This is a genomic window from Paracoccus sp. SM22M-07, assembly GCF_001887735.1.
GTDB lineage: Bacteria > Pseudomonadota > Alphaproteobacteria > Rhodobacterales > Rhodobacteraceae > Paracoccus.
Map to the genome: position 1 here is coordinate 131,788 of NZ_JPKW01000005.1, position 21,812 is coordinate 153,599.

General features: G+C 65.7%; 20 protein-coding genes. 3 read left to right on the plus strand and 17 right to left on the minus strand.

All coding sequences use genetic code 11. The features are described from left to right. Positions 1–73: 73 nt before the first annotated feature. Positions 74–382, plus strand: a complete 309-nt coding sequence (locus tag IE00_RS10160; RefSeq protein WP_139291391.1) for a hypothetical protein — start codon at positions 74–76, stop codon at positions 380–382. Here the strand turns inward: IE00_RS10160 and recN are convergent. From recN to IE00_RS10240, 16 genes are all read right to left on the minus strand, one after another. Then, positions 379–2,025, minus strand: coding sequence for a DNA repair protein RecN (gene recN / locus IE00_RS10165; protein ID WP_072297001.1), 1,647 nt, complete (start codon positions 2,023–2,025; stop codon positions 379–381). The genes IE00_RS10160 and recN overlap by 4 nt on opposite strands. Positions 2,026–2,064: 39 nt before the next feature. Further along, positions 2,065–2,913 carry an outer membrane protein assembly factor BamD gene (locus IE00_RS10170; RefSeq protein WP_072297002.1) on the minus strand — a complete coding sequence of 283 codons (849 nt, stop codon included), beginning with the start codon at positions 2,911–2,913 and terminating at the stop codon, positions 2,065–2,067. Between the two features lie 168 nt (positions 2,914–3,081). Next, positions 3,082–4,026 (minus strand): UDP-3-O-acyl-N-acetylglucosamine deacetylase, encoded by a 945-nt coding sequence (gene lpxC, locus IE00_RS10175; protein WP_072297003.1) that lies wholly within the window; start codon positions 4,024–4,026, stop codon positions 3,082–3,084. Between the two features lie 227 nt (positions 4,027–4,253). Continuing rightward, entirely contained in the window at positions 4,254–5,855 is a 1,602-nt protein-coding gene (gene ftsZ, locus IE00_RS10180) for a cell division protein FtsZ (protein ID WP_072297004.1), read from the minus strand. A gap of 226 nt (positions 5,856–6,081) precedes the next feature. Then, entirely contained in the window at positions 6,082–7,416 is a 1,335-nt protein-coding gene (gene ftsA, locus IE00_RS10185; protein WP_072297005.1) for a cell division protein FtsA, read from the minus strand. A 28-nt stretch (positions 7,417–7,444) separates the two neighbouring features. Further along, positions 7,445–8,392 carry a cell division protein FtsQ/DivIB gene (locus IE00_RS10190; RefSeq protein WP_240493848.1) on the minus strand — a complete coding sequence of 316 codons (948 nt, stop codon included), beginning with the start codon at positions 8,390–8,392 and terminating at the stop codon, positions 7,445–7,447. Next, positions 8,380–9,270, minus strand: coding sequence for a D-alanine--D-alanine ligase (locus tag IE00_RS10195; RefSeq protein ID WP_240493852.1), 891 nt, complete (start codon positions 9,268–9,270; stop codon positions 8,380–8,382). Before IE00_RS10195 ends, IE00_RS10190 begins: the two co-directional genes overlap by 13 nt. Before the next feature lie 195 nt (positions 9,271–9,465). After that, positions 9,466–10,401 carry a UDP-N-acetylmuramate dehydrogenase gene (gene murB, locus IE00_RS10200; protein WP_072297007.1) on the minus strand — a complete coding sequence of 312 codons (936 nt, stop codon included), beginning with the start codon at positions 10,399–10,401 and terminating at the stop codon, positions 9,466–9,468. Between the two features lie 49 nt (positions 10,402–10,450). Beyond that, positions 10,451–10,798: a hypothetical protein gene (locus IE00_RS10205; protein ID WP_072297008.1), complete on the minus strand. Its 348-nt coding sequence runs from the start codon at positions 10,796–10,798 to the stop codon at positions 10,451–10,453. Beyond that, complete coding sequence (locus IE00_RS10210) at positions 10,795–11,082, minus strand: DUF2484 family protein (RefSeq protein WP_072297009.1); 288 nt, start codon at positions 11,080–11,082, stop codon at positions 10,795–10,797. Before IE00_RS10210 ends, IE00_RS10205 begins: the two co-directional genes overlap by 4 nt. Further along, the gene (gene murC / locus IE00_RS10215) at positions 11,079–12,506 is read right to left on the minus strand and encodes a UDP-N-acetylmuramate--L-alanine ligase (protein WP_072297010.1); all 1,428 of its coding nucleotides are present in this window, start codon (positions 12,504–12,506) and stop codon (positions 11,079–11,081) included. Before murC ends, IE00_RS10210 begins: the two co-directional genes overlap by 4 nt. Then, complete coding sequence (locus tag IE00_RS10220; protein WP_072297011.1) at positions 12,503–13,588, minus strand: glycosyltransferase; 1,086 nt, start codon at positions 13,586–13,588, stop codon at positions 12,503–12,505. Before IE00_RS10220 ends, murC begins: the two co-directional genes overlap by 4 nt. Continuing rightward, positions 13,588–14,751, minus strand: a complete 1,164-nt coding sequence (ftsW, locus tag IE00_RS10225) for a putative lipid II flippase FtsW (RefSeq protein ID WP_072297012.1) — start codon at positions 14,749–14,751, stop codon at positions 13,588–13,590. Before ftsW ends, IE00_RS10220 begins: the two co-directional genes overlap by 1 nt. Before the next feature lie 115 nt (positions 14,752–14,866). Beyond that, complete coding sequence (locus IE00_RS10230) at positions 14,867–15,730, minus strand: DUF1989 domain-containing protein (protein WP_072297013.1); 864 nt, start codon at positions 15,728–15,730, stop codon at positions 14,867–14,869. Between the two features lie 18 nt (positions 15,731–15,748). After that, positions 15,749–16,492: a cytochrome c biogenesis CcdA family protein gene (locus tag IE00_RS10235; protein ID WP_072297014.1), complete on the minus strand. Its 744-nt coding sequence runs from the start codon at positions 16,490–16,492 to the stop codon at positions 15,749–15,751. Positions 16,493–16,627: 135 nt separating this feature from the next. Next, complete coding sequence (locus IE00_RS10240) at positions 16,628–18,997, minus strand: ribonuclease E/G (RefSeq protein WP_072297015.1); 2,370 nt, start codon at positions 18,995–18,997, stop codon at positions 16,628–16,630. Between the two features lie 468 nt (positions 18,998–19,465). On the opposite strand from IE00_RS10240, the gene IE00_RS10245 reads away from it, so the two are divergent. Beyond that, positions 19,466–20,173 carry an SOS response-associated peptidase gene (locus IE00_RS10245; RefSeq protein ID WP_072297016.1) on the plus strand — a complete coding sequence of 236 codons (708 nt, stop codon included), beginning with the start codon at positions 19,466–19,468 and terminating at the stop codon, positions 20,171–20,173. A gap of 96 nt (positions 20,174–20,269) precedes the next feature. Next, positions 20,270–21,154 carry a DUF726 domain-containing protein gene (locus IE00_RS10250; protein WP_072297017.1) on the plus strand — a complete coding sequence of 295 codons (885 nt, stop codon included), beginning with the start codon at positions 20,270–20,272 and terminating at the stop codon, positions 21,152–21,154. Here the strand turns inward: IE00_RS10250 and IE00_RS10255 are convergent. Further along, on the minus strand, positions 21,151–21,747 hold the full coding sequence (locus IE00_RS10255) for an inner membrane-spanning protein YciB (protein ID WP_072297018.1): 597 nt from the start codon (positions 21,745–21,747) through the stop codon (positions 21,151–21,153). The genes IE00_RS10250 and IE00_RS10255 overlap by 4 nt on opposite strands. Between the last annotated feature and the right edge of the window lie 65 nt (positions 21,748–21,812).

Below are 21,812 nucleotides of genomic sequence, written 5' to 3' on the forward strand. Positions count from 1 at the left end.
GTGATGGACAGGGCGGAACTCTGCGTCAAAAGGCTGGTTGGGATATCAGACTTGGACGCAGGAACCGCAATCGATGAACGCGCAGACGATCATAGTGGCAACTTTGATGACGGGGCTAGGCCTCGGCTCTTTGACGCCTTATGCGCCCGATTCCCTGCGCGTGGCCAGTGTGGCAGCCAAGCAGCCGGCCGAACGCCCGACCATGGGCACCGTTCCCGACAAGGGGCAGGTCCAGCGCATCCGCAATCCCGGCAATTACGGCTTGGGCAACGATATCGCCGGCAGCAAATATGCGATCGTCTCCGGGCATCTGGTTCGGCTTGATGCCCGGTCGGGGCGCATCATCTCGATCCTGCGGCCGCTGCCGAAATCGCGCGACTAACCTGCCAGCAGAGCCTTGGCGGCGTCCGTCGCTGCATCGGTAATCCGATCCCCCGACAGCATGCGCGCAATCTCCGCGGTGCGTTCCTGTTGATCCAGGGCCACCACGTTCGATGTCGTCATTCCATCCGTCACCGATTTGGCCACCCGGAAATGCACCGCGCCCAAAGCCGCGACCTGCGGCGAATGCGTGATCACCAAGACCTGCGACCCCTGCGCCAGCGCCTGCAGCCTGCGGCCAACCGCATCGGCGGTTGCCCCGCCGACACCTCGGTCAATCTCGTCGAAGATCATCACCAAGGCGTCATTGCCCCGCGCCAGACAGACCTTCAACGCCAGCAGGAACCGTGACAATTCCCCGCCCGACGCGATCTTGTCCAACGGCCCCGAGGGCGCGCCGGGGTTGGTGGCCACCGTGAAGGCCACGATGTCGCGCCCTTCGGGTCCCGGTTCACCTTCGCTGATGCGCGTTTCGAAGACGGCACGATCCATCTTCAAAGGGACCAGTTCGGCAGTGACGGCGCGGTCCAGCTGCTGAGCATGGCGCGTGCGTTCGGCTGTCAAAGTCGCGGCGGCATCGTCATAGGCTTGCTGGGCGGCCACAGCTTCGGCGCGCAAGGTGCCGATCTGCGCCTCTCCGGCGTCGATACGGCCCAGCCTTTCGCGCAATTCATGACCCAAAGCCGCCAGGTCATCGGCCATCACGCCATGCTTGCGCGCCAAGGCGCGCAGGGCGAACAGCCGTTCTTCCGTCGATTCAAGAGCATAGGGATCGAAATCAAGAGCACTCAGCGTGTCCTCGACACCGCGGGTCGCTTCGCCCAATTCGATCAAGGCGCGCGACAAGGCAGCCAGGGGCGGATCGAGCCGACCTTCGGCCTGATCCGAAACGCCTTCAAGCCAGCGCCCGGCATCGACCATCGCCTTTTCCGCCCCGTCGCCCCCCAGCAACTGCAAAGCTCGGGCGACGTCGTCGCGGATGCGTTCAGCCCCCTGCATCTGCCGCCGGGCAATGTCCAGGCTTTGCTCCTCGCCGGGCTCGGGGGCCAGTTTGTCGATCTCTTCGACGGCGTGGCGCAGGAATTCCTCTTCCTGGCGGGCTGCTTCCAGCCCGGCTTCGGCCTGCGCCAGTAGTTGTGCAGCCTCGCGGCGGGCATTCCAGGCGGTCCGGACGGTCCTGGTGTCGATGAGACCGAAAGCATCCAGCAAGGCGCGGTGACCGCGCGGGTTCAACAGCCCCCGGTCATCATGCTGGCCATGCAGTTCGACCAGGGTTTCCGACAGCTTGCGCAACACTTCGCCCGAGACGCGGCGGTCGTTGACCCAGCCCGTCTTGCGGCCATCAAGGCCGTTGACCCGGCGCAGGATCAGCTCGTCTTCCTCGACGCTGATGCCCGCATCGGACAGGACCGCGCGGGCGGGGTGGTCGGGGGGAAGATCGAAGACGGCTTGGACCTCGCCCTGTTGCGCCCCCTGACGGACCAGGTCGGCACGGCTGCGCCAGCCTAGCACAAAGCCCAGACAATCCAGCAGGATCGACTTGCCCGCGCCGGTTTCACCCGTCAGGACGTTCAATCCGGGGCCGAACCCCAGATCCAGCCGCTCGATCAGCAGCATGTCGCGGATATCAAGCGATCGGAGCATGCGATGTCGGACCGCGACCTCGGCCTGTGGGGCGGAAGGCTACAGCCATCTTCCTTCAATGGTTTGGCGATAAACGTTGGTCAGCCAGCTGTCCCCCTTCGCCTCGGCCGACAGGCCGCGACCGCGCAGCTGGCGGAAGGCGTCTTCGTAGAAGGGCGAGGACTGGAAGTTGTGGCCCAGGATGGCGCCGGCGGTCTGCGCCTCGTCCAGCAGGCCAAGGGCGATATAGGCCTCGACCAAGCGCAGCAGCGCTTCGGGGGTCTGGGTCGTCGTCTGGAATTCCTCGACCACGACGCGGAAACGGTTGACCGCAGCCGCGTAGTGCCCGCGCTTCAGATAATAACGACCGATCTCCATTTCCTTGGCGGCAAGGTGATCGAAGGCCAGGTCGAATTTCAGGATGGCGCTGCGGGCATATTCGCTGTCGGGATATTGCTCGATCACGGTGCGCAGCCCCTGCAGCGCCTGGAAGGTCAGCCCCTGGTCGCGGCCCACGTCGTCGATCTGGTCATAATAGGACAAGGCCAGCAGATACTGCGCATAGGCCGCATCCTCATCGCCAGGATAGGTGTCCAGGAAACGCTGTGCCGCGCCGCGCGCCTCTTCGTAATTCTTGGCCTTGTGGTTGCCATAGGCCTGCATGATCAGGGCGCGCTTGGCCCATTCGGAATAGGGGTAAAGACGTTCGATCTCGCTGAAATAGAAGACGGCCTCTTCGGGTTCGCCGCTGTTCTCCAGCTCGAACTCACCCCGCTTATAGATTTCTTCCGCGGTGAATCGGTCAAGATTTTCCTTGCGCGCCGTGTCGCGACTGTCGGCGCAACCCGCAAGAACCAAGCCCGACAGCAATACAGCCATCACCGAAGCCGAAATTTTCGAGCCCGCCATCTTCACCCTGCCCTACGATTCTGCCGTGCGGCCGCCCTTGAAAGGCTGCGCTGCCGGCACCTCCTAGCACAGAACATCAGGGGGCGCAAAATGGCAATCCGTTGAATTCCGCGTGGCTTTCGCGCGGCGTCGATGACGACAGCCCCGGACCCCGCCACGCGGGCGCTTTCATTCGGCCGCAAAAGAAAAGGCGGCCATGTCTGCCTGAAGCGCGGCATGTTCCGTGATCCGGGCACCCGGAAGACGATCTTCCAGATCGGCCGAACAGGTTTCCCAGGTCCAAGCCGTCGGATCGGCGAACAGCGCGCGCAGCAGGTGGTTCGTCATCGCATGACCGGCACGATGACCGGTATAGCGTGCCAGCAACGGTGCACCGGCCAATGCCAGATCGCCGGTCGCATCCAACATCTTGTGGCGCACGGCTTCGTCCTGATGACGCAGACCGCCGGGCGACAGAACCTGCGCACCATCGACGACGACGGCGTTCAGATAGGTGCCGCCAAGGGCCAGACCGTTTTGACGCATCGTCTCGACATCGGAGGCGCGACAAAAGGTCCGGCTGTCGGCCAACTCGCGCAGAAAGGCCCCATTGGCCATGTCCAGCCGCTTTTCCTGATGCCCAATGGCGGCATCATCGAAATCGATCTGAAAATCGATCTCCAGATGATCGGCCGGGCTCAGACGGGCAAAGGCGTCGCCGCGACGAACCTCGACGGTACGCAGGACGCGGATCGCCCGCAAGGGGGCGTTCTGGCGTTCGATGCCGGTTTCCAGAATCGCATCGACGAACAAGGCGGAAGATCCATCCAAAATCGGAACCTCGGGTCCGTCCACCGTGACCAAGGCGTTATGAATGCCGGTCCCGGCAAGGGCGGCCATCACGTGTTCGACGGTCGACAGGGTGACACCCGCGCCATTATCCATCAGCGTGCACAACGGCGACGGGGTCACCTGGCTCCAGATGGCGGGAATATCGACGGCAGGCGTCAGGTCGATCCGGCGAAAGACGATGCCGTGACCGACCGGTGCCGGATGGATCACCAGCTGCGCCGAGGCGCCCGAGTGAAGCCCGACGCCCGAAAATGCCACCTTGTCTTTCAATGTCGCCTGCATGACATGCCTGCCTTCGTTCTTGTGGTCACGGCCATCGCGGCCCGTGTCAGTTCAGCTAGGATCAGACGTCAAAGCATTCAATTAACGAATTGTAACGGAGTGAAACACTTGCGCCCCGCCCTGCGGCGTCTGGGGGAGCTATCGTGTCAAATGCCTGGATATGCAATGGAAAAGGGCCGCATGATGCGGCCCTGTCCATTCAACATATGTCAGTTTCGTGATCGGGCTCAGTTGGCCTGACGACGCAGGAAAGCCGGGATTTCGACATTGTCCTGCCCGCTGTCGGGGCTGGCCAGATCGTCGAAATCGGCCTCCTGCTGACGGGCACGGGTCGCCACGCGTTCATTCACACGCTCGGCGATGGAAGACGAGGACGGCTTTTGCGCAATCGGCTGGTCGCCATGACCGGCCATCCGCTCCAGCATCCGGCCAAGGCCGCTCATCCGGCTTTGGGCGGCGGTGCCCTGCGCGGGCTGCTGCTTGGGGGCGCCGGAGGCGCTGCCCGTCTGGTTGTGGTTGTCGACGGCGCGACGCAGGCGGTCCATCACCTCGGGGGCGGGTTGACCGGCGCGCGCGGGCTGGGGCGCACGGGGTGCCACGAAGGCCGAGGCATCGTCGTCGATGCGGGCCGCCGGGGCCTGACGCGCGTTATCCTTGGGCTGATAGGCCGGCTGCGGCATATCTTCCTCGGTCCGGGCAGCGGGGGCCTGCGGGGCTGCCTGCTCGGGCTGCTGAGCGACGGGGGGTGTCACGCGGCGCTGCGGCATCTGGGGCTCGGCTTCCGCCTGCGAACCCACGACAGGGTTCTGCGTCAGCGGAGCAGCCATGCTGCGGCGGGGCGAGGGAACTTCGGCCACGACAGCAGCGGCATCGATACCGGTCGCCACGACCGACACGCGAATGTTGCCGTCCATGTCCGGGTCCAGGGTCGAACCGACGATGATGTTGGCGTCGCTGTCGACCTTGTCGCGGATGACATTGGCGGCCTCGTCCAGCTCGAACAGGGTCATGTCATAGCCGCCGGTGATGTTGATCAGCACGCCGCGGGCGCCGTTCAGGCTGATCTCGTCCAGCAGCGGGTTGGCGATGGCACGTTCGGCGGCTTCCTGCGCACGGTTTTCGCCCGTCGCTTCGCCGGTGCCCATCATGGCCTTGCCCATCTCGTCCATCACGGCGCGAACGTCGGCAAAGTCCAGGTTGATCAAGCCGGGACGGACCATCAGGTCGGTCACGCCCTTGACGCCCTGGTACAGCACGTCGTCGGCCATCGCGAAGGCCTCGGTGAAGGTGGTTTTTTCGTTGGCCAGGCGGAACAGGTTCTGGTTCGGAATGATGATCAGCGTGTCCACGACCTTCTGCAGGGCCTCGACGCCCTCCTCGGCCTGGCGCATCCGCTTGGTGCCTTCGAACTGGAAGGGCTTGGTCACGACGCCAACGGTAAGGATGCCCATCTCGCGCGCGGCCTGGGCGATGATCGGGGCCGCACCGGTGCCGGTGCCGCCGCCCATGCCGGCGGTGATGAAGCACATATGCGCGCCCATCAGGTGATCGACGATATCCTCGATCGTCTCTTCGGCGGCCTTGGCGCCGATCGACGGCTTGGCGCCAGCGCCCAGACCTTCGGTCACCTTCGGACCCATCTGCACGCGGCTGGTGGCCAGCGACTGCTGCAGCGCCTGCGCATCGGTATTCGCGACCACGAACTCGACACCATCAAGCTGCTTCTGGATCATGTTGTTGACCGCGTTGCCGCCTGCCCCGCCCACACCGAACACGGTGATGCGAGGCTTCAGCTCTTCTTCGTCATTCATCATCAGATTGAGGTTCATGCTGTCCGCCTGTAATCGCTGCTTCGTTATCGGGCGCGGGCTGCCCGCTCGAATCCCCGTATTTACTGACTATCGTAAACATTCCCTCGCCAAGCGTCACCCAAAAAACACAGTCGCCATTCAAAATATGGCCATGTTCAGGGATGGTTTCGGCGGTATCTTGCCACAATGCCTGAATATGGTGGCCACATCATGCGACCTCCATATTTTCTGTGTCTCGCAGGCCTTACCAGTTGTTCTTGAACCAGCGATAGGCGCGCCGGAAACTGCGTCCGGGGTAATTGTCGGCGGGCATTTCAAAGTCCCACCATTCATCCTGCGGATGGGCCGCAAACAGGGCCAGTCCCACCGCGCTGGAAAAGCTGGGATCGGTCAATTCATGCGCAAGACCGTCGATCCGCAGCGGTCGTCCGCAGCGGATGTTCGGCCCCAGGATGCGGGCCGCCAGCCCGTCCAACCCCGGAATCTGGCTGCCGCCGCCCGTCAGGACGATCTGCTGGCTGGGCATGTAGTCGAACCCTGCCGCATCCAGGACGCCGCGCACGTTTTCCAGAATTTCCTCGACACGCGGGCGCATGACGCCGATCACATCGGCCCGGCTGACGGTGCGGCGGTCGGTTTCCCAATCGCCGGTATTGCCGCCGACATCGATCATCTCGCGGTCGTCCTGACCGGTCGCCTCGACCCCGCCATCCAGCGTCTTCAGACGTTCGGCCACGGGCAGCGGCACGCGCAGACCCTGCGCGATGTCCTGGGTGATCAGGTTGCCCCCGATCGGCACGTGATCGGAAAAGATCATGTGCTTCTTGATGAAGATCGAAACGCCCGTTCCGCCGCCCCCGAAATCGATGCAGGCGGCGCCCAGTTCCTGTTCATCCTCGACCAGGCTGGCCCGGGCCGAGGCATAGGGCGCCGAAGCGATGCCCGCCAGTTCCAGGTCGCAGCGGCGAATGCACTGCACCAGATTGCCCATCACGTCGCCGTCCAGCGTCAGCACATGCATATCGCAGAACAGCTTGTTGCCGACATGATCGCGCGGGTCGGCCAGGCTGGAGCGGTTATCGACGGCGAAATTCACCGGTTGCGCGTGCAGAACCTCGCGGCCGCGACCGAAATCGGGCACCTCGCAGGCGGCCATGACCGAGGCGACGTCATGTTCGGCAACCTTGCCCGCCGCCAGGGTGATCTCTCCCGCCAATCCGTATGAAGCAGGCGAGCCGCCCGACAGGCAGGCGATCACATGGTCGATGCGCACGCCGGCCAGCTTCTGCGCGGCGGCGACGACGGTGCGGATGGCACGCTCGGTTTCGGCCATGGTCTCGATCTGGCCGCGACGCATGCCGCGCGACCGGGTCGAAGCCGCACCGATGACGCGAAAATTCACCTGCCCCGCCATCGGCCCGACGCCGTCGGTTTCGCGGAAGGTGCCGGTGCCGTCGAAACGCAGCACCAGGCAGGCGATCTTCGATGTGCCGATATCCAGGATGCCGATCACGCCCCTTTGAAGGGCTGCCCGGCGCATGTTCCGCATCGCGCGCTGTGTCTGGTACAATTCCGCCATTCGCTTCGTCCCCCCTTCGTGCCGATTTTCAGCTCTTCTGTTCGTCTTCTTGCAGCGGCGCCCCGTCCGGCCCCAGCAGGGTCAGGCCGCGCGCGCCGCGGATGGTGTTGCGGGCATCAAGACCAAGACGCAGGACCGGACGCTGCGGGTCGCGCAGATCCACGATCGTGACATCGCGCGCCAGCAGATCCTCGGCCCGGTCAAGGGCGATGGCGGCCTCGAGCGCGACGACCGCGCCATGCGCGGGCAGCATGATCCGCTGGCCGTGATCCAGCACCAGGTCCCACCGACGTTCGCCCCGGCGCACCAATCCGCGCACCCGCGGCAGGATCGGTCCGGCCGCGTCGAACAGGTTCAGCGCCTCGGCGGTCACCACATCCGCCCCCTCGCCCGAGATCAGCGGCAGTTCGGGGCGCACCTCGCGCGAGGTGACGCTGGCGACGCGGTGGCCGCCACGATCCAGGATCTCGATCCCGCGGGCGCGCCGCCACAGGATGGCGGGTTCGCGTTCCTTGACCACCGCCGACAGGATGCCGCCCGGCTTGACGCGCAGGTCGATGCTTTCGACCGCGTCCAGCTGCATCACCTGGATGCGCAGCGCAGGCAGGTCGATATCGAAGCTGGAGGCCGGCAGGTCGACCGGCAGCATTGCCCGCAAGGCGCGTTCGACGACCGGGGACGCACCCTCGATCGTCATGGTGCGGACCTGGAATTCCTCGCGGCTCTGAATCGTGTCGACAACCGAGGCGATGCCGCCCTTCAGCAGCGCGCGCCGATCCTCGTCGGCCAGCCATAGCCCCGCGATCATGGCGATCAGGAAGGCGGGCACGCCCACCCGGACCATCCGACGGTAAAGCGGCGTCAGCCACATCCGTTCAAGGCGATATTTCAGGCGCGATGGCGCAGGATCGCGCCGCTGGCGCGGGGGTTCGGGGGTGATCTGCTTTCCGGGGCGGTGATCGATCACGACCGGCACATCGCATCCTCCACCATCCACCGCATCAGGGCGGGGAAATCCATGCCGATATGGGCCGCCTGTTCGGGCGCCAGCGAGGTCGGCGTCATTCCGGGCTGGGTGTTCACTTCCAGGATGATCAGACCGTCGACGCCGCGCGTGTCGTCCCACCGGAAATCGGTCCGCGTCAGGCCGGTGCAACCAAGGGCGTCATGGGCCCGGCGCGCCAGCGACAGGCAGGCATCGCGGATGTCGTCGGGGATCTGGGCGGGGATCACGTGGCGCGATCCGCCGACGGTGTATTTCGCGGCATAGTCGTACCAGCCGTCGGTGATGATCTCGGTCACCTCCAGCGCGCGATCGCCCATCACCGTGGTCGTCAGTTCGCGACCGGGTGCATAGGTTTCCACCATCACCCGCGCGGGCATGTCTTCGGACAGCTGCGGCGGCTGGTTGGCGCCGTCATGAACGATATAGACCCCCACCGAGGAGCCTTCGTCATTGGGCTTGACCACATAGGGGGCGGGAATCACATGGCGGCGCCGGACCTCATCGGCGTCGGCGATCACGCTTTCGACGATGGGCAGGTTTGCGGCGCGAAAGGCGTCCTTGGCGCGCGTCTTGTCCATCGCCAAGGCCGAGGCCAGCACGCCCGAATGGGTATAGGGCAGCCCCAGCCATTCCAGAAGGCCCTGCACGCAGCCATCTTCGCCCCATTTGCCGTGCAGGGCGTTGAAGACGACATCGGGCCGGCATTCGGTCAGCGCCCGGACGACCTGGTCGCCCAAGGCATCGTCCAGCACGATTTCGGTTACCTGATATCCTGCCACCCGCAGCGCAGCCGCGCATTCGCGACCCGATGACAGCGACACCTCTCGCTCGGCCGAGGGGCCACCCATCAGGATCGCGACCGAGTGGGCTGTCCTGCTCGACCTGCCCGTCACGTTATCGCCTTTCGCGCCCGGTTGATCCGGGCTTGAGATTCACCACGTCGCACCCGTTCCGGGTGTCGCGTGCCCCCCAAGGTTACATGCAAAGCGGGTATCGCAAAAGACTGAATTTTCCGTTAACGCGCCTTGGGCGACGCTGCGCGCCTATTCGCCGTCGGGCAGGGGGTCGCCGATGCGGATGACTTCCCATTGCAGGTCATGCCCGCTGTCTTCCATGACGCGGCGACGCACCAACTCGCCCAGGGCTTCCAGCTCTGCCGCGGTGGCGGCACCGGTATTCAGCAGGAAATTGGGATGCTTTTCCGACATCTGCGCCCCACCCCAGCTGTGACCGCGCAAGCCCGCCCGGTCGATCAGCGACCATGCCTTCAGGTCATGCGTGTCATCGGCCTGCCCGGTCGAGCTGAACCCCGCCGGGTTGCGGAAGGTCGATCCGGCGCTGCGTTCGCCGGTGGGCTGGCTTTCGTCGCGACGGGCCAGCTGGTCGGCCATCTTGACATGCAGCGCGTCGGGATCGCCCGGCGTGGCCGAAAAGACCGCCTGCGTGATGATCCAGTCGGCGGGAATGTCGGAATGGCGGTAACTAAAACCCAGTTCGGCGGCAGGCATGGTGATCTGTTCACCCTGCCGCGTCACGACCTGAATTTCGATCAGATGATCCGAAACATAGCTGCCATAACAACCGGCATTCATCCGCACCGCGCCGCCGATGCTGCCGGGAATGGTGCGCAGGAAGGTCAGGTCCAGCCCCGCTTCGGCGGCGCGACGCGCGACCTGCGCATCCAGTGCGGCGGCCCCTGCGGTGATCACGCCATCCTCGACCGAGACCGCGTTGAAGGCCCGGCCAAGACGCACGACCACACCACGGATGCCACCGTCCCGCACGATCAGGTTGCTGCCCACGCCCATCGGGAAAACCGGGATCGCGGGGTCCAGCGCCGCCAGGAATTCGGCCAGATCATCGGCATCGGCGGGCTGGAACAGCCAATCGGCCGGTCCTCCGACGCGAAGCCATGTCAGGCTGTTCAGGGGACGGTCGGGGATCAGGGTGCCGCGCGGCGTGGGAAGGTCAAAGCTCATGCGTCAGGTGGTAGCCAGCGGCGCGCGGCGCGTCAACAGCGCCCGAAGGTCAGATCAGGAAAGTCGCCACCGCGGCGCCTAGCGCCGTCAAGGATGCGCCCGCCGTGACCAGACCCGCGCCCCGGCGCCATCTGACCTTGTGGTGCCGGATATGGGCGATGGCCAGACCGACCGCCATCCCCAGCAGGGCGGGCAGAACGGTGAAGGCCTGCGCCACGATGGCCGCCAGATCGCGGAACCCGTCGCGCCCCCGCGCGGCATGAAGCAGCTGAAAGGCGATGGCCATCAGCAGCAAGGCCAGCACCGCCAGCGGCCAGCGCAGCCTCAGTCTTGCGCTGCCCCAGGCGATGAAGCCAGATCCGGCCAGGCAAAGCGCGGCGATGATCCAGGGGTTCACGGATGCTGCCCGCCATCGATCGCGGGCGGTATCGCGACGCGGCGGCGCCCCAGGGGACGCACGATCAGCGCCAGCAGCCCAAGCGCCAGGCTGGCCACGCCGATCCCCGGCCCCCAAAGCAGCGTCAGCCAACCCAGGCTGGGAACGCCCAGCACGATCAGGGTCACGATCGCAGCCGGCCGCAGCCGGGTTGGCAAAAGGGGCACCAGACAGGCGGCCAGCAGCCATATCCCGGTCAGCGCAAGGGCGATCACCGGGAATGGCGGCAGCGCGATGCCCGTCATGCAGCCTGTCCCTGCAGCCGTGCCGGCAGGTTGTTGGCCCAGGCCGAGATCGTCCCCGCCCCAAGGCAAACGACCATGTCGCCCGGTCGTGCCTGTTCGCGGACCAGCCGTTCCAGGTCATCTTCGGACAGGATGGCGCGGGCGTGGCGGTGGCCATGGGCGATCAGGCCCGCGACCAGGTCGTCGCGCCCGGCACCGGGGATCGGGTCCTCTCCGGCGGCATAGACATCGGCGATGGCCACGACATCGGCTTCGTTGAAGCAGGTGCAGAAATCGTCGAACAGCGTCGACAGGCGGGAATAACGGTGCGGCTGATGGACGGCGATGACCCGGCCCGTGGTCGCCTGGCGCGCGGCCTTCAGGACGGCGGCGATTTCGACCGGGTGGTGGCCGTAATCGTCGATGATGGTCACGCCGCCGATCTCTCCAACTCGGGTGAAACGCCGACCGACGCCACCGAACTTGGCCAGGGCCTCGCGGATTTCGGACTTCTTGATGCCAAGGTGACGGGCGACGGCCACCGCCGCCAGGCAGTTCGAGACGTTGTGATCGCCCGGCATTGGCAGGGTGCAGCCTTCGATCATGACGGGGGTCAGCGCATCGTCGGGGGTTTCGCCCTGCAAGGCGATGTCGAAATGCGCGATCCCCTTGTCATAGCGCAGGTTCACGGCCCGGACATCCGCCTGCGCGTTGAAGCCAAAGGTGACGACACGGCGGTCGGTCAGCTTGCCGACCAGGGACTGAACCTCGGGGTGGTCGGTGCAGCAGACGGCCAGACCATAAAAGGGAATGCCGGACGCGAAATTGTAGAAGCCCTGGCGCAGCGCGTCGAAGCTGCCCCAATGTTCCATATGCTCGGGGTCGATATTGGTGATGATGGCGATATCGGCCGGCAGGCGGTTGAAGCTGCCGTCGGATTCGTCGGCCTCGACGACCATCCATTCGCCGGCCCCGGCGCGGGCGTTCGACCCATAGGCATGGATCACGCCGCCATTGATGACGGTCGGATCGACGCCGCCCGCATCCAGCAGCGTGGCGACCATCGTCGTGGTCGTGGTCTTGCCGTGGGTGCCGGCGATGGCGATGTTCGACTTCATCCGCATCAGCTCGGCTAGCATCTCGGCGCGGCGCACGATGGGCAGACCGCGGCGGCGGGCTTCCTCCAGCTCGGGGTTGCCCTTCTTGATCGCGGTCGAGACGACGATGACGCCCACCCCTTCCACGTTCTCGGCACGCTGGCCTTCGAAGACCTGCGCACCCAGGCTGACCAGCCGGTCGGTGATCTTGGACGTCTTCAGATCGCTGCCCTGCACGCGATAGCCAAGGGTCAGCAGCACCTCGGCAATGCCGGACATGCCGATACCGCCGATTCCCACAAAATGGATGGGCCCAAGTTCGCCGGGCAGTTTCGTCGCCGCATTCATCGCACAATCTCCGTGACGAGGTCGTAAAGGCGCCGCGCCGCATCGGGACGGGCAAGGGACAGCGCAGCCTGGGCCATGGCCGTGGCCTGCGCGGGATCATTCAGGATCGCGCGGATGTCGCGCGTGAGGCTTTCGACGTCAAGCACCGATTCCGGATGGACCAGCGCGGCACCGCTTTCGGCCAAAGCCTGCGCATTGGCGGTCTGATGATCACCCGTCGCCGCCGCGAAGGGGATCAGGATCGAAGGCCGCCCGATGACCGTGATGTCGGCCAGCGACGATGCGCCCGAACGGCTGATCACCAGCTGCGCCTGCGCCAGACGTTCCGGAACGTCAGCAAAGAAGGCCTGAACCTCGGCCCGGATGCCCGCATCGGCATAGGTGGCGGTCACGCGGTCGGCATCTTCGGCGCGGGCCTGGTGGCTGACGATCAGGCGGGCGCGCATGTCCGGGGGCAGGGCAGCCAGCGCCGCAGGCACCAGGTCCGACAGCACGCGCGCGCCCTGGCTGCCGCCGATCACCAGCAGGTGCAGATCCCCCTGCCCCGGCGCGACATAAGGCGCGGCGGAACGCTCCAGCACCGCGGCGCGGACCGGGTTGCCCACATGCAGCCCGCTGATGCCCGGTGGCAGATCGGTCGGCCAGATGCCGCAGGCGACCCGGTGGACGCGCGCCGCGAACAGCCGGTTCACCCGCCCCATGACGCCGTTCTGTTCATGGATCATCCGCGGCAGGCCCAAGGACCAGGCCGCCGACAGCGCGGGGATGGTCGGATAGCCGCCGAACCCGACCACCACGTCGGGACGGTCGCGACGGAATGCACGGCGCGCGGCCCATATGCCGGACGCGATCTTGAAGGGCGCCGCCAGCTTGCCCGCGGCACCGCCGCGCGCGGTGGTGGCAGACCGGACGATCTGGCGTTCGACCGCGTCGGGAAAGCCACCCGCATAGCGCGCGCCGCGTTCGTCGGTGGACAGGCGGACCCGCCAGCCATTGGCCAGCAGCATCTCGGCCAGGGATTGGGCGGGGAACATATGGCCGCCGGTCCCACCGGCAGCGATCAGGGCAAGGGGTTCGGACATCAGCGGCCTCGGCGCAGGATTTCGGCGATCTCGCCCTGGGGGCGGGTGCGGGTCAGCGCCAGCAGCATCCCCGCCGCGATCCCCGAGGCGATCACCGAGGAACCGCCATAGCTGACGAAGGGCAAGGTCATGCCCTTGGCGGGCAGCAGCCGGACGGCAACCCCCATGTTGATCAGTGCCTGAACGCCAAAGGCGCAGGCCAGCCCCGTGCCGGCGATCCGGGCAAAGGGATCGCGTTCCTTCAAAAGGCGCAGCAGCGACCGAACGACGATGGTCATGTAAAGCGTGATCACCGTCAGAACCATGATCAGGCCGTATTCCTCGGCGGCGACGGCGATGATGAAATCGGTATGGGCATCGGGCAGCGACCATTTCACCGTCCCCTCGCCCACGCCGACGCCGAAGAAGCCGCCCTCCTGGATGGCATTGGTGGCATAGCCGATCTGGGTGCGCGGATCGATGTCCGGCGACAGAAAGCCGTTGATGCGCCGGGCGAAGTGTTCGGATGCGCCATAGGCGAAGACCCCGCCCATCAGCGCCATGCCCGCCACGGCCAGCAGCAGGACCATGGGCGCGCCGGCGACGAAATACATCACCAGCCAGGAAAACAGCACCAGCGATGCCTGCCCGAAATCGGGCTGCAGGGCCAGCAGAACGACCACCGTCGCCGCCGCGATGAAGGAATAGAGTTTGCCCGGCGGGCCGCCGATCTCCATCGAGGCGGCCATGAACCAGGCGCAGAGCGCCACGAAGCCGGGCTTGAGGAATTCCGAGGGCTGGATCGACACGAAGCCGAGGCTGAGCCAGCGCGTCGCCCCCTTGCCGAAATCGGTGCCGATGAAGGGCAGCATCAGGATGGCCGCGAAGGCCACCGCAAAGCCCAGCACCCCGATCCGGCGGATCTGACGTGGCGACATCATCGAGATCACCAGCATCACCCCCAGGGCCAGGCCGCCGAAGACCGCCTGCCGCTGGACGTAATAGAACCGTGGCAGGTTGTTCTTTTCCGCCAGCGGAACCGAGGCCGCAAGCCCCAGCAAAAGCCCGATCGCGAACAGGGACAGCACGCAGAACAACGCCCACCTGTCCACAGTCCGCCACCAACGCGGAAGAATGGGATCACCCGCCCGTGCGGGCGTCGTGCCAAAAACCATATCGGTCATGGGAATACCGCCGTCACTGCCTCTGTCCTGTCCGGTTTTCCCGGATCTGCGCAGAAGGATAGCGCGATTGCGGGGGCCGCGCTACTATAGATTGTGGGGGCGCGGGATCGTGATCTTATCGCCGACCGTGGCTGCGATCATAACCGCCCGATTGCGACGGCGCCCAGCCTTCGGGGGGCCGCACGGGGGCAAAGACCTGCACGACCAGCGGATGGCACTGCGCGGTATCGGACGAATGCTCTCCGCCGCAATCGCCGCCCGGACAGGCCGACAGCGCGCCCAGCAGATCGGTCTCGGCCATGAATTCCAGATAGTCGCCGGGACGGACGGGGCTGGCCTTCATGAAATACTGGCCGGTGTCGCGGGTAATGCCCGTGCACATGAATACGTTCAACACGTCATGGACATGCGCTTCGGCCTGGTCCAGCGTCATGCCGCGCGCATCCGCCAGGGCCCGCGTCAGGTTGGAATGGCAGCAATGGTGATACTGCCCCCCGCCCGACAGCAGGTTGTGGGTATAGGGATCGCAACGCGTCCCGATCACGTCATGGACGCTGCCGCCGAAGCGGTCGAAGCCGTACCAGTCCAGCGTGTCATCTGTGATGGTGGCCAGGGGGCGCAGGTCGGGCAGGTTCGACCACAGCCGGTCGCCCGTGGACAGATGCGTCCCATGCAGCGCCCGCGTCTTGCCCGAATAGAAGCGCGCCGACAGGTCTGCCGTCCACAGGTTCAGATCGCCGACCTGCGGTCCCTCGACGCTGAGGATGCGGAAGAAATGCCCGGCCGGCACCTCGAAACAGGCAGCATCGCGCGGCGGCACCACGATCTGGGCCGTCTGCCGCCAGCCGGTCCGGGCGGCGCGATAGGCTGACAGATCAGGCCGCGGCAGGGCATCGACCGGATAGCAGATCACAGGTTCCACTGCGCGGCGGGCGTCGGCATCGGCCGGCGCGGCATGTTCGGGATGGTCATGTTTCAAGGCGATCCCCTTTTCGTGTCAGCCAAGCATCGCCAGCGCGGGGAATGCCTCCAGCAGCCAGAAGCTGAAGGCCGAGAAGGCCCCGGTCAGCAACATCACCCCGACCACGACCAGCAGCGCGCCCATGATCCGCTCGATCGTCTTCAGATAGGGCTTGATCCGGTTCATCAGGCCGATGGCGCGGTTGATGAAGATCGCCGCCAGCAGGAAGGGAATGCCCAACCCCAAGGCGTAGACCGCCAGCAGCGCCGTGCCGCGCGACAGTTCCCCCCCCGTGGCGGCCAGAGACAGGATCATGCCCAGCTGCGGACCGATGCAGGGCGTCCAGCCAAAAGCGAAGGCAAGGCCCAGGGCATAGGCCCCCAAGGCCCCACCATCCTGCTTGCCGGCATTCATCCGCGCTTCCTGATCCAGCAGGGGGATGCGGAAGACATGCAGGAAATGCAGGCCCATGATGATCACCATGACACCTGCAATTCGTGCCAGAAGATCCTGATATTGCAGGAAAGCCCGGCCAAAGGCCGAAGCCGCGAAACCCATGATCAGAAAGACCGTCGACAGTCCCATCACGAAGAACAGCGCCGGGACCACGGCACTACGTTCGCGCGTCCTGAGCCCGTTCACCCCGACCCCGGTCATATAGGCCAGGTATGGCGGCACGATGGGCAGCACGCAGGGCGACAGGAAGGAGAGGATACCCGCCAGCAGCGCCACGAAGGCGGCAGGCAGGAAGGCGGCAGAGGCGAGTTCGATTCCCAACATGTCCGGCACCTTAGCGGTCATTGCGCAGAAGGACAGAGGGCATTGCGTCACGGCTTCGTGGGAAGACCCGTGACCGGCACGGAAAAGGGGCGCGACATGGCTGCCGCGCCCCTGTCCTGTCGGCTGTTGCCGCGCTTAGCGGCCCGACCACCAACCGCGACGCTTGCGGGGTGCATCGTCGGACGCGGGTTCGGGCTGGTTGGCCGCCACCGGGGCCTGGGCCGGTGCGGCGGCAGGTTCGGATGCGGTTTCGACCAGTGCTTCGGCCACGGCCTCGGCGGGGATCGCCTCGGGTGCGGGGGGCTGGGCCTGAGCCGCTTCCGCGGGGGCTTCGACCGCGGTCGGGAAGGCTGCGGCGCGACCGTCATCGGCCTCGCCCGACAGGTCCACCACCTCGGGCAGGGCGTCGCTCTCGACGGACTTGCGGGTGCGCGACCGCGAGCGCGACCGGCGACGACCCGACGAGGCTGCCTCGGTTTCGGCCTCCGCTTCGGGCGCGTCCGCTTCTTCGGTTTCGGCCGTCATGGCAGGAGCCTCGACCTCGGGTTCGGCGTCATTCGCGGCTTCGGCGCTGTCGTCGTTCTCACCTTCGGGGCGGTCGCCCGTCTTGCGACGACGGCGACGGCGGCGACGACGGGAGCGCCCGCCCTCGCCCTCATCCTCGGCGGATGCCTCTTCGGGCTTTTCAGCCTCGGCGGCGACGGGAACCTGCGCGATTTCCACGACCGGGACGATCTCGGGCTCGGGCTCGCGCTCGGGGGCCTCGATCTCCTCGTGGTCGATGCTGGCCATCAGGTCGGCATTCACGCCCAGTGGCACCTGCGAGGGTTCGGGAACCACGCGGGTGGCGGTCTTGAACTTCTCGATGGCGAAATCGGGCGAGGTGATCGCCGGATCTGCCTCGACCCGCACGGACATGCCGTAACGCGCCTCGATGCCCGCGATATGTTCGCGCTTCTGGTTCATCAGGAAGTTGGCGACCGCGATAGGTGCCTTGACCAGAACCTCGCGCGACCGCTTGCGGGTACCTTCTTCCTCGATGGCGCGCAGAATGGTCAGCGCCAGGCTGTCATCGCTGCGGATCAGACCGGTGCCGTGGCAATGGGCGCAAGGCTGGGTCGTGCTTTCCAGCATGCCCGGACGCAGACGCTGTCGCGACATCTCCATCAGGCCAAAGCCCGAGATGCGGCCCACCTGGATGCGGGCGCGATCGGATTTCAGCTTGTCCTTCATCCGCTTCTCGACGGCGGCGTTGTTCTTGCGCTCGTCCATGTCGATGAAGTCGATGACGATCAGACCGGCCAGGTCGCGCAGGCGCAGCTGGCGGGCGACCTCGTCGGCGGCCTCCAGGTTGGTCTTGACGGCCGTATCCTCGATCGAGCCTTCCTTGGTGGCCCGACCCGAGTTGACGTCGATGGCAACCAGCGCCTCGGTGACGCCGATGACGATGTAACCGCCCGATTTCAGCTGCACGACCGGGTTGAACATCCCCGCCAGATAGCTTTCGACCTGATAGCGCGCGAACAGCGGCATCTGATCGGTATAATGCTTCACGCTGTCGGCATGCGACGGCATGATCATGTTCATGAAATCCTTGGCCAGGCGGTAACCGCGCTCGCCCTCGACCAGCACCTCGTCGATATCCGCGCTGTAGAGGTCGCGGATGTTGCGCTTGATGATGTCGCCTTCCTCATAGATCGCGGCGGGGGCCGCCGATTTGAAGGTCAGGTCGCGGATCTGTTCCCACAGACGCAGCAGGTATTCGTAATCGCGGTGGATCTCGGTCCGGGTGCGTTGGCTGCCGGCGGTGCGGATGATCAGGCCCGCGCCCTGCGGCACGTCCAGATCGGCCGCGATGTCCTTCAGCTTCTTGCGGTCGGCGGCATTGGTGATCTTGCGGCTGATGCCGCCACCACGCGCCGTGTTCGGCATCAGGACGCAATAACGCCCCGGCAGCGACAGATAGGTGGTCAGCGCGGCGCCCTTGTTGCCGCGTTCCTCCTTGACCACCTGCACCAGCATGATCTGGCGGACCTTGACCACTTCCTGGATCTTGTAGCGGCGGGCGCGGGGCTTGCGGGGGGCGCGGACCTCCTCGGTCACGTCCTCCTCGGCGACGGATTCGATGCCGTCGTCGCCATCCTCCTCCGAGGTCGCGTCGTCATCCTGGGATGCCGACCGCGTCTTGCGGGGGGCCTCCTCGGGCTCGTCGTCGGCCTGGTCGTTTTCTTCGGCCAGGAGGGCGTCGCGATCGGCCGCCGGGATCTGGTAATAATCGGGATGAATTTCCGCGAAGGCCAGGAAGCCGTGGCGGTTTCCGCCGTAATCCACGAAGGCCGCCTGCAGCGAAGGCTCGACCCGCGTCACCTTTGCCAGGTAGATGTTACCCGACAGCTGACGCTTGTTGACGGTCTCGAAATCGAATTCCTCAACCTTGGTTCCATCCACCACGACCACCCGAGTTTCCTCGGCGTGGGTCGCGTCTATCAGCATCTTGTTTGCCATTGATATGTCTTTCGCGCAGGCGCCTGACGGGCGGTGCCAGTGGCATCCCCGGAATGCGGCTGCGGTGTGATGAGGACACGGGGGCGTCTTCGGCGACGGCGTTCGGACCGGCGCGGCCAGCGGCCCGCCCATCCTGAAATCTGCCGTCCAAAGCGCGCGTCATCGCGTCTGTTCCTTCGAAAGACCCGGTGCTTGTCAGGCCGACCGGGCCACTGTGTTCATCACCCCCGTGCGCGGTTGGCGCGACCGGAGGGCGGGTTTTCCGCGGGGTACATGGCTGTTCCGTCGTCTTGATCGGATCCAGAGGTGCCCCGCTGCGAAACTGTCGGTGCCTGGCAACCCCTGGTTGAGGCCGCATTGCACATGGCCCCACCATAGAGGCTGAGGCAGGGAAAATTCAATGCAGAAAACGCGATACCCCGCCCTAAGGCGATTTCCGGCCCGCGGCGGCGGTGCTAGGCTGGCGCGATGTGCAACCTTTTCTCGAACACGACGGCGGTCGAGGCGATGCGCCGGGTCTTTTCGGTCGCGCCGGAAAACGACCATCTGGGCAATGCGGCCCCGCAAGCGGCAATCTTTCCCAAGGGCGATGCGGCCATCGTCCGGCTGGACGCGCAAGGCGCGCGGCGGCTGGATTACAGCCATTGGGGCTTTGTGCTGCCGCAAACCTCGACCCGCACCGGCAGGCCGATCCAGCCCAAGGCCGTCAACAATGCCCGCGACGACAAGCTGCGCGTGTCGCCCTTCTGGCGCGGTGCATTCCGTCACAGGCGTTGCCTGATCCCCGCCAGCAGCTTCTGCGAGATGACAGGACGCAACCCTGCCACCCATGTGTGGTTCGGCGTGACCGGCCCCCAGGACCGCACACCCTTTGCGCTGGCGGGGATCTGGCAGGATTATGACGGCCGCTACGGCGATGAACGGCGGGCGCTGCTGACCAGTTCGATGATCACCACCCGGCCGAATGCGCTGGTGGCACCGATCCACCCCGACCGCATGCCCGTCATACTGCATCCCGGCGCCTATGACCAATGGCTGCTGGGGTCCGAGGACGAGGCCTTTCAGCTGCTGGAACCCTATCCCGCCGACGAGATGACCATCCACCAGCAGGGCGTCGGCCTGAACCATGACGGCGATCAGCCCTCTCCTGCGGACCCGCAGATGCCGTTGTTCTGACGCAACGGGCGTCACGCAGGTTTAACGCCTTGTTCACGCCTTTGTCGCACCCTTGGCCCAGAAACTGTCCCTGTCAGGGCAGCATCGGAGGTCGGGATGGCGGTGATCCAGCTGAATGCCGAACAGGGAATGACACCGGACCTGCAACGGGCGGCACGCGCCCTGCCCGATGGCGCACCGATCCTGGTCATGCTGCACGGCTATCGCTATTCCCCCGCCCATCCCGCCCACGATCCGCATCGCCATATCCTGTCCCCCGTGCCCCTGCGCCACACGACGTCCTGGCCCTGTGCCCTGGGACTGAATGGCAGCCCCGATCACGGGTTGGCCATCGGTTTCGGGTGGGAGGCGCGCGGCACCCTGCGCGCCGCCTATGACCGCGCCGGGGCGGCAGGCCAGGCTCTGGCCGACATCCTGTCCCAGCTTGCGCAGCTGTCGGGGCGGTCGGTGGGGCTGATCGGACATTCGCTTGGCGGGCGGGTGGCGCTGCAAAGCCTGCAGGGGTCGGATGCAGGCAGCGTGGGCCGCGTCATCCTGCTGAACGCGGCCGAATTCCGCGACACCGCCGACGCCGCCCTGTCGCATCCGGCGGGGCGACAGGCCGAAATCATCAATGTCACCGCCCGCGAAAATGATCCGTTCGATTTCGTCCTGGAACAATTGCTGGCGCGTGGCCGGCGCCGTGCCCTGGGCTTCGGGCTGGAGCGGAGCAGGACCAACTGGGTCGACCTGCAGATCGACGATGGCGCGACGCTGGACGCGCTGGCCGATCTGGGCTTTCCCACCGAACGGGGCGCCCGCCGCCTGTCGCATTGGACGCCCTATCTGCGGGGCGGGCTGTTCGATTTCTATCGTGCGGCGCTGTGCCACCCCTGGGCGCTGCCGCTTGGGCTGCTGCGCCACCACCTGCCGGTGCGCCCGCATCCGCGCTGGTCGCGCCTGCTGGCGGCACCGGCGGCCTTGGGTGCGATGCGGGCCTAGACGTCCTTTTCAGGCAAGGCGTGATCGCGATAAAGCCGCGCATTGCCCAGCAGGAAGACGAAGATCAGCACCGGCAGGCCGAAGGTCTTGAAATAGACCCAGGTGGTTTCCGACATGTTGCGCCAGATCAGCTCATTGGCCAGGGCCAGCGCCAGGAAGAACAGCGCCATGCGGAAGGTCAGCTTGCGCCATCCGGCCTCGTCCATGGGCAGGGCCTCGGACATGACGGCACCCAGCCAGTTGCGCCGCAGCACCAGCCCCGTCCCAAGGATCGCCGCGAACAGCAGATAGATCAGCGTCGGCTTGAACTTGAAGAAGGCCGGATCGTTCAGCCAGACCGACATGCCCCCGAAAACGATGACAAGGACCAGCGTCGCCACCTGCATCGGTGCCAGCTTGCCGGTGATGCGCCACTGGATCAGCGTCGACAGGATCATCGCGGGGATGAAGGCCAGCGTGGCCACGATGAAACCGCTGTAGGTTTCACCCCACAGCGTCACCTCGCGGCCCCGGTACAGCATGAAGACCCCGAAAAACAGGATCAGGGGACCAAATTCCAGCACGGGCTTGATCCAGGCTTTGTTGTTCGTCATCGGGCTATCCGCTTGTTTCCTTGGTCATCCTGCGCATGACCCGTTCCATTTGGCGATCTTGTCGC

Excerpts from the sequence above, each read along its gene's own strand:
- IE00_RS10195 (WP_240493852.1), bottom strand. The coding sequence starts at position 9,270 with ATGGGTGGCCCCTCGGCCGAGCGAGAGGTGTCGCTGTCATCGGGTCGC.
- recN (WP_072297001.1), bottom strand. The coding sequence starts at position 2,025 with ATGCTCCGATCGCTTGATATCCGCGACATGCTGCTGATCGAGCGGCTG.
- IE00_RS10210 (WP_072297009.1), bottom strand. The coding sequence starts at position 11,082 with ATGACGGGCATCGCGCTGCCGCCATTCCCGGTGATCGCCCTTGCGCTG.
- ftsW (WP_072297012.1), bottom strand. The coding sequence starts at position 14,751 with ATGACCGATATGGTTTTTGGCACGACGCCCGCACGGGCGGGTGATCCC.
- IE00_RS10245 (WP_072297016.1), top strand. The coding sequence starts at position 19,466 with ATGTGCAACCTTTTCTCGAACACGACGGCGGTCGAGGCGATGCGCCGG.
- IE00_RS10255 (WP_072297018.1), bottom strand. The coding sequence starts at position 21,747 with ATGACGAACAACAAAGCCTGGATCAAGCCCGTGCTGGAATTTGGTCCC.
- murB (WP_072297007.1), bottom strand. The coding sequence starts at position 10,401 with ATGAGCTTTGACCTTCCCACGCCGCGCGGCACCCTGATCCCCGACCGT.
- lpxC (WP_072297003.1), bottom strand. The coding sequence starts at position 4,026 with ATGCAGGCGACATTGAAAGACAAGGTGGCATTTTCGGGCGTCGGGCTT.
- IE00_RS10160 (WP_139291391.1), top strand. The coding sequence starts at position 74 with ATGAACGCGCAGACGATCATAGTGGCAACTTTGATGACGGGGCTAGGC.
- murC (WP_072297010.1), bottom strand. The coding sequence starts at position 12,506 with ATGAATGCGGCGACGAAACTGCCCGGCGAACTTGGGCCCATCCATTTT.
- IE00_RS10240 (WP_072297015.1), bottom strand. The coding sequence starts at position 18,997 with ATGGCAAACAAGATGCTGATAGACGCGACCCACGCCGAGGAAACTCGG.
- IE00_RS10250 (WP_072297017.1), top strand. The coding sequence starts at position 20,270 with ATGGCGGTGATCCAGCTGAATGCCGAACAGGGAATGACACCGGACCTG.
- ftsZ (WP_072297004.1), bottom strand. The coding sequence starts at position 5,855 with ATGAACCTCAATCTGATGATGAATGACGAAGAAGAGCTGAAGCCTCGC.
- ftsA (WP_072297005.1), bottom strand. The coding sequence starts at position 7,416 with ATGGCGGAATTGTACCAGACACAGCGCGCGATGCGGAACATGCGCCGG.
- IE00_RS10220 (WP_072297011.1), bottom strand. The coding sequence starts at position 13,588 with ATGTCCGAACCCCTTGCCCTGATCGCTGCCGGTGGGACCGGCGGCCAT.
- IE00_RS10170 (WP_072297002.1), bottom strand. The coding sequence starts at position 2,913 with ATGGCGGGCTCGAAAATTTCGGCTTCGGTGATGGCTGTATTGCTGTCG.
- IE00_RS10235 (WP_072297014.1), bottom strand. The coding sequence starts at position 16,492 with ATGTTGGGAATCGAACTCGCCTCTGCCGCCTTCCTGCCTGCCGCCTTC.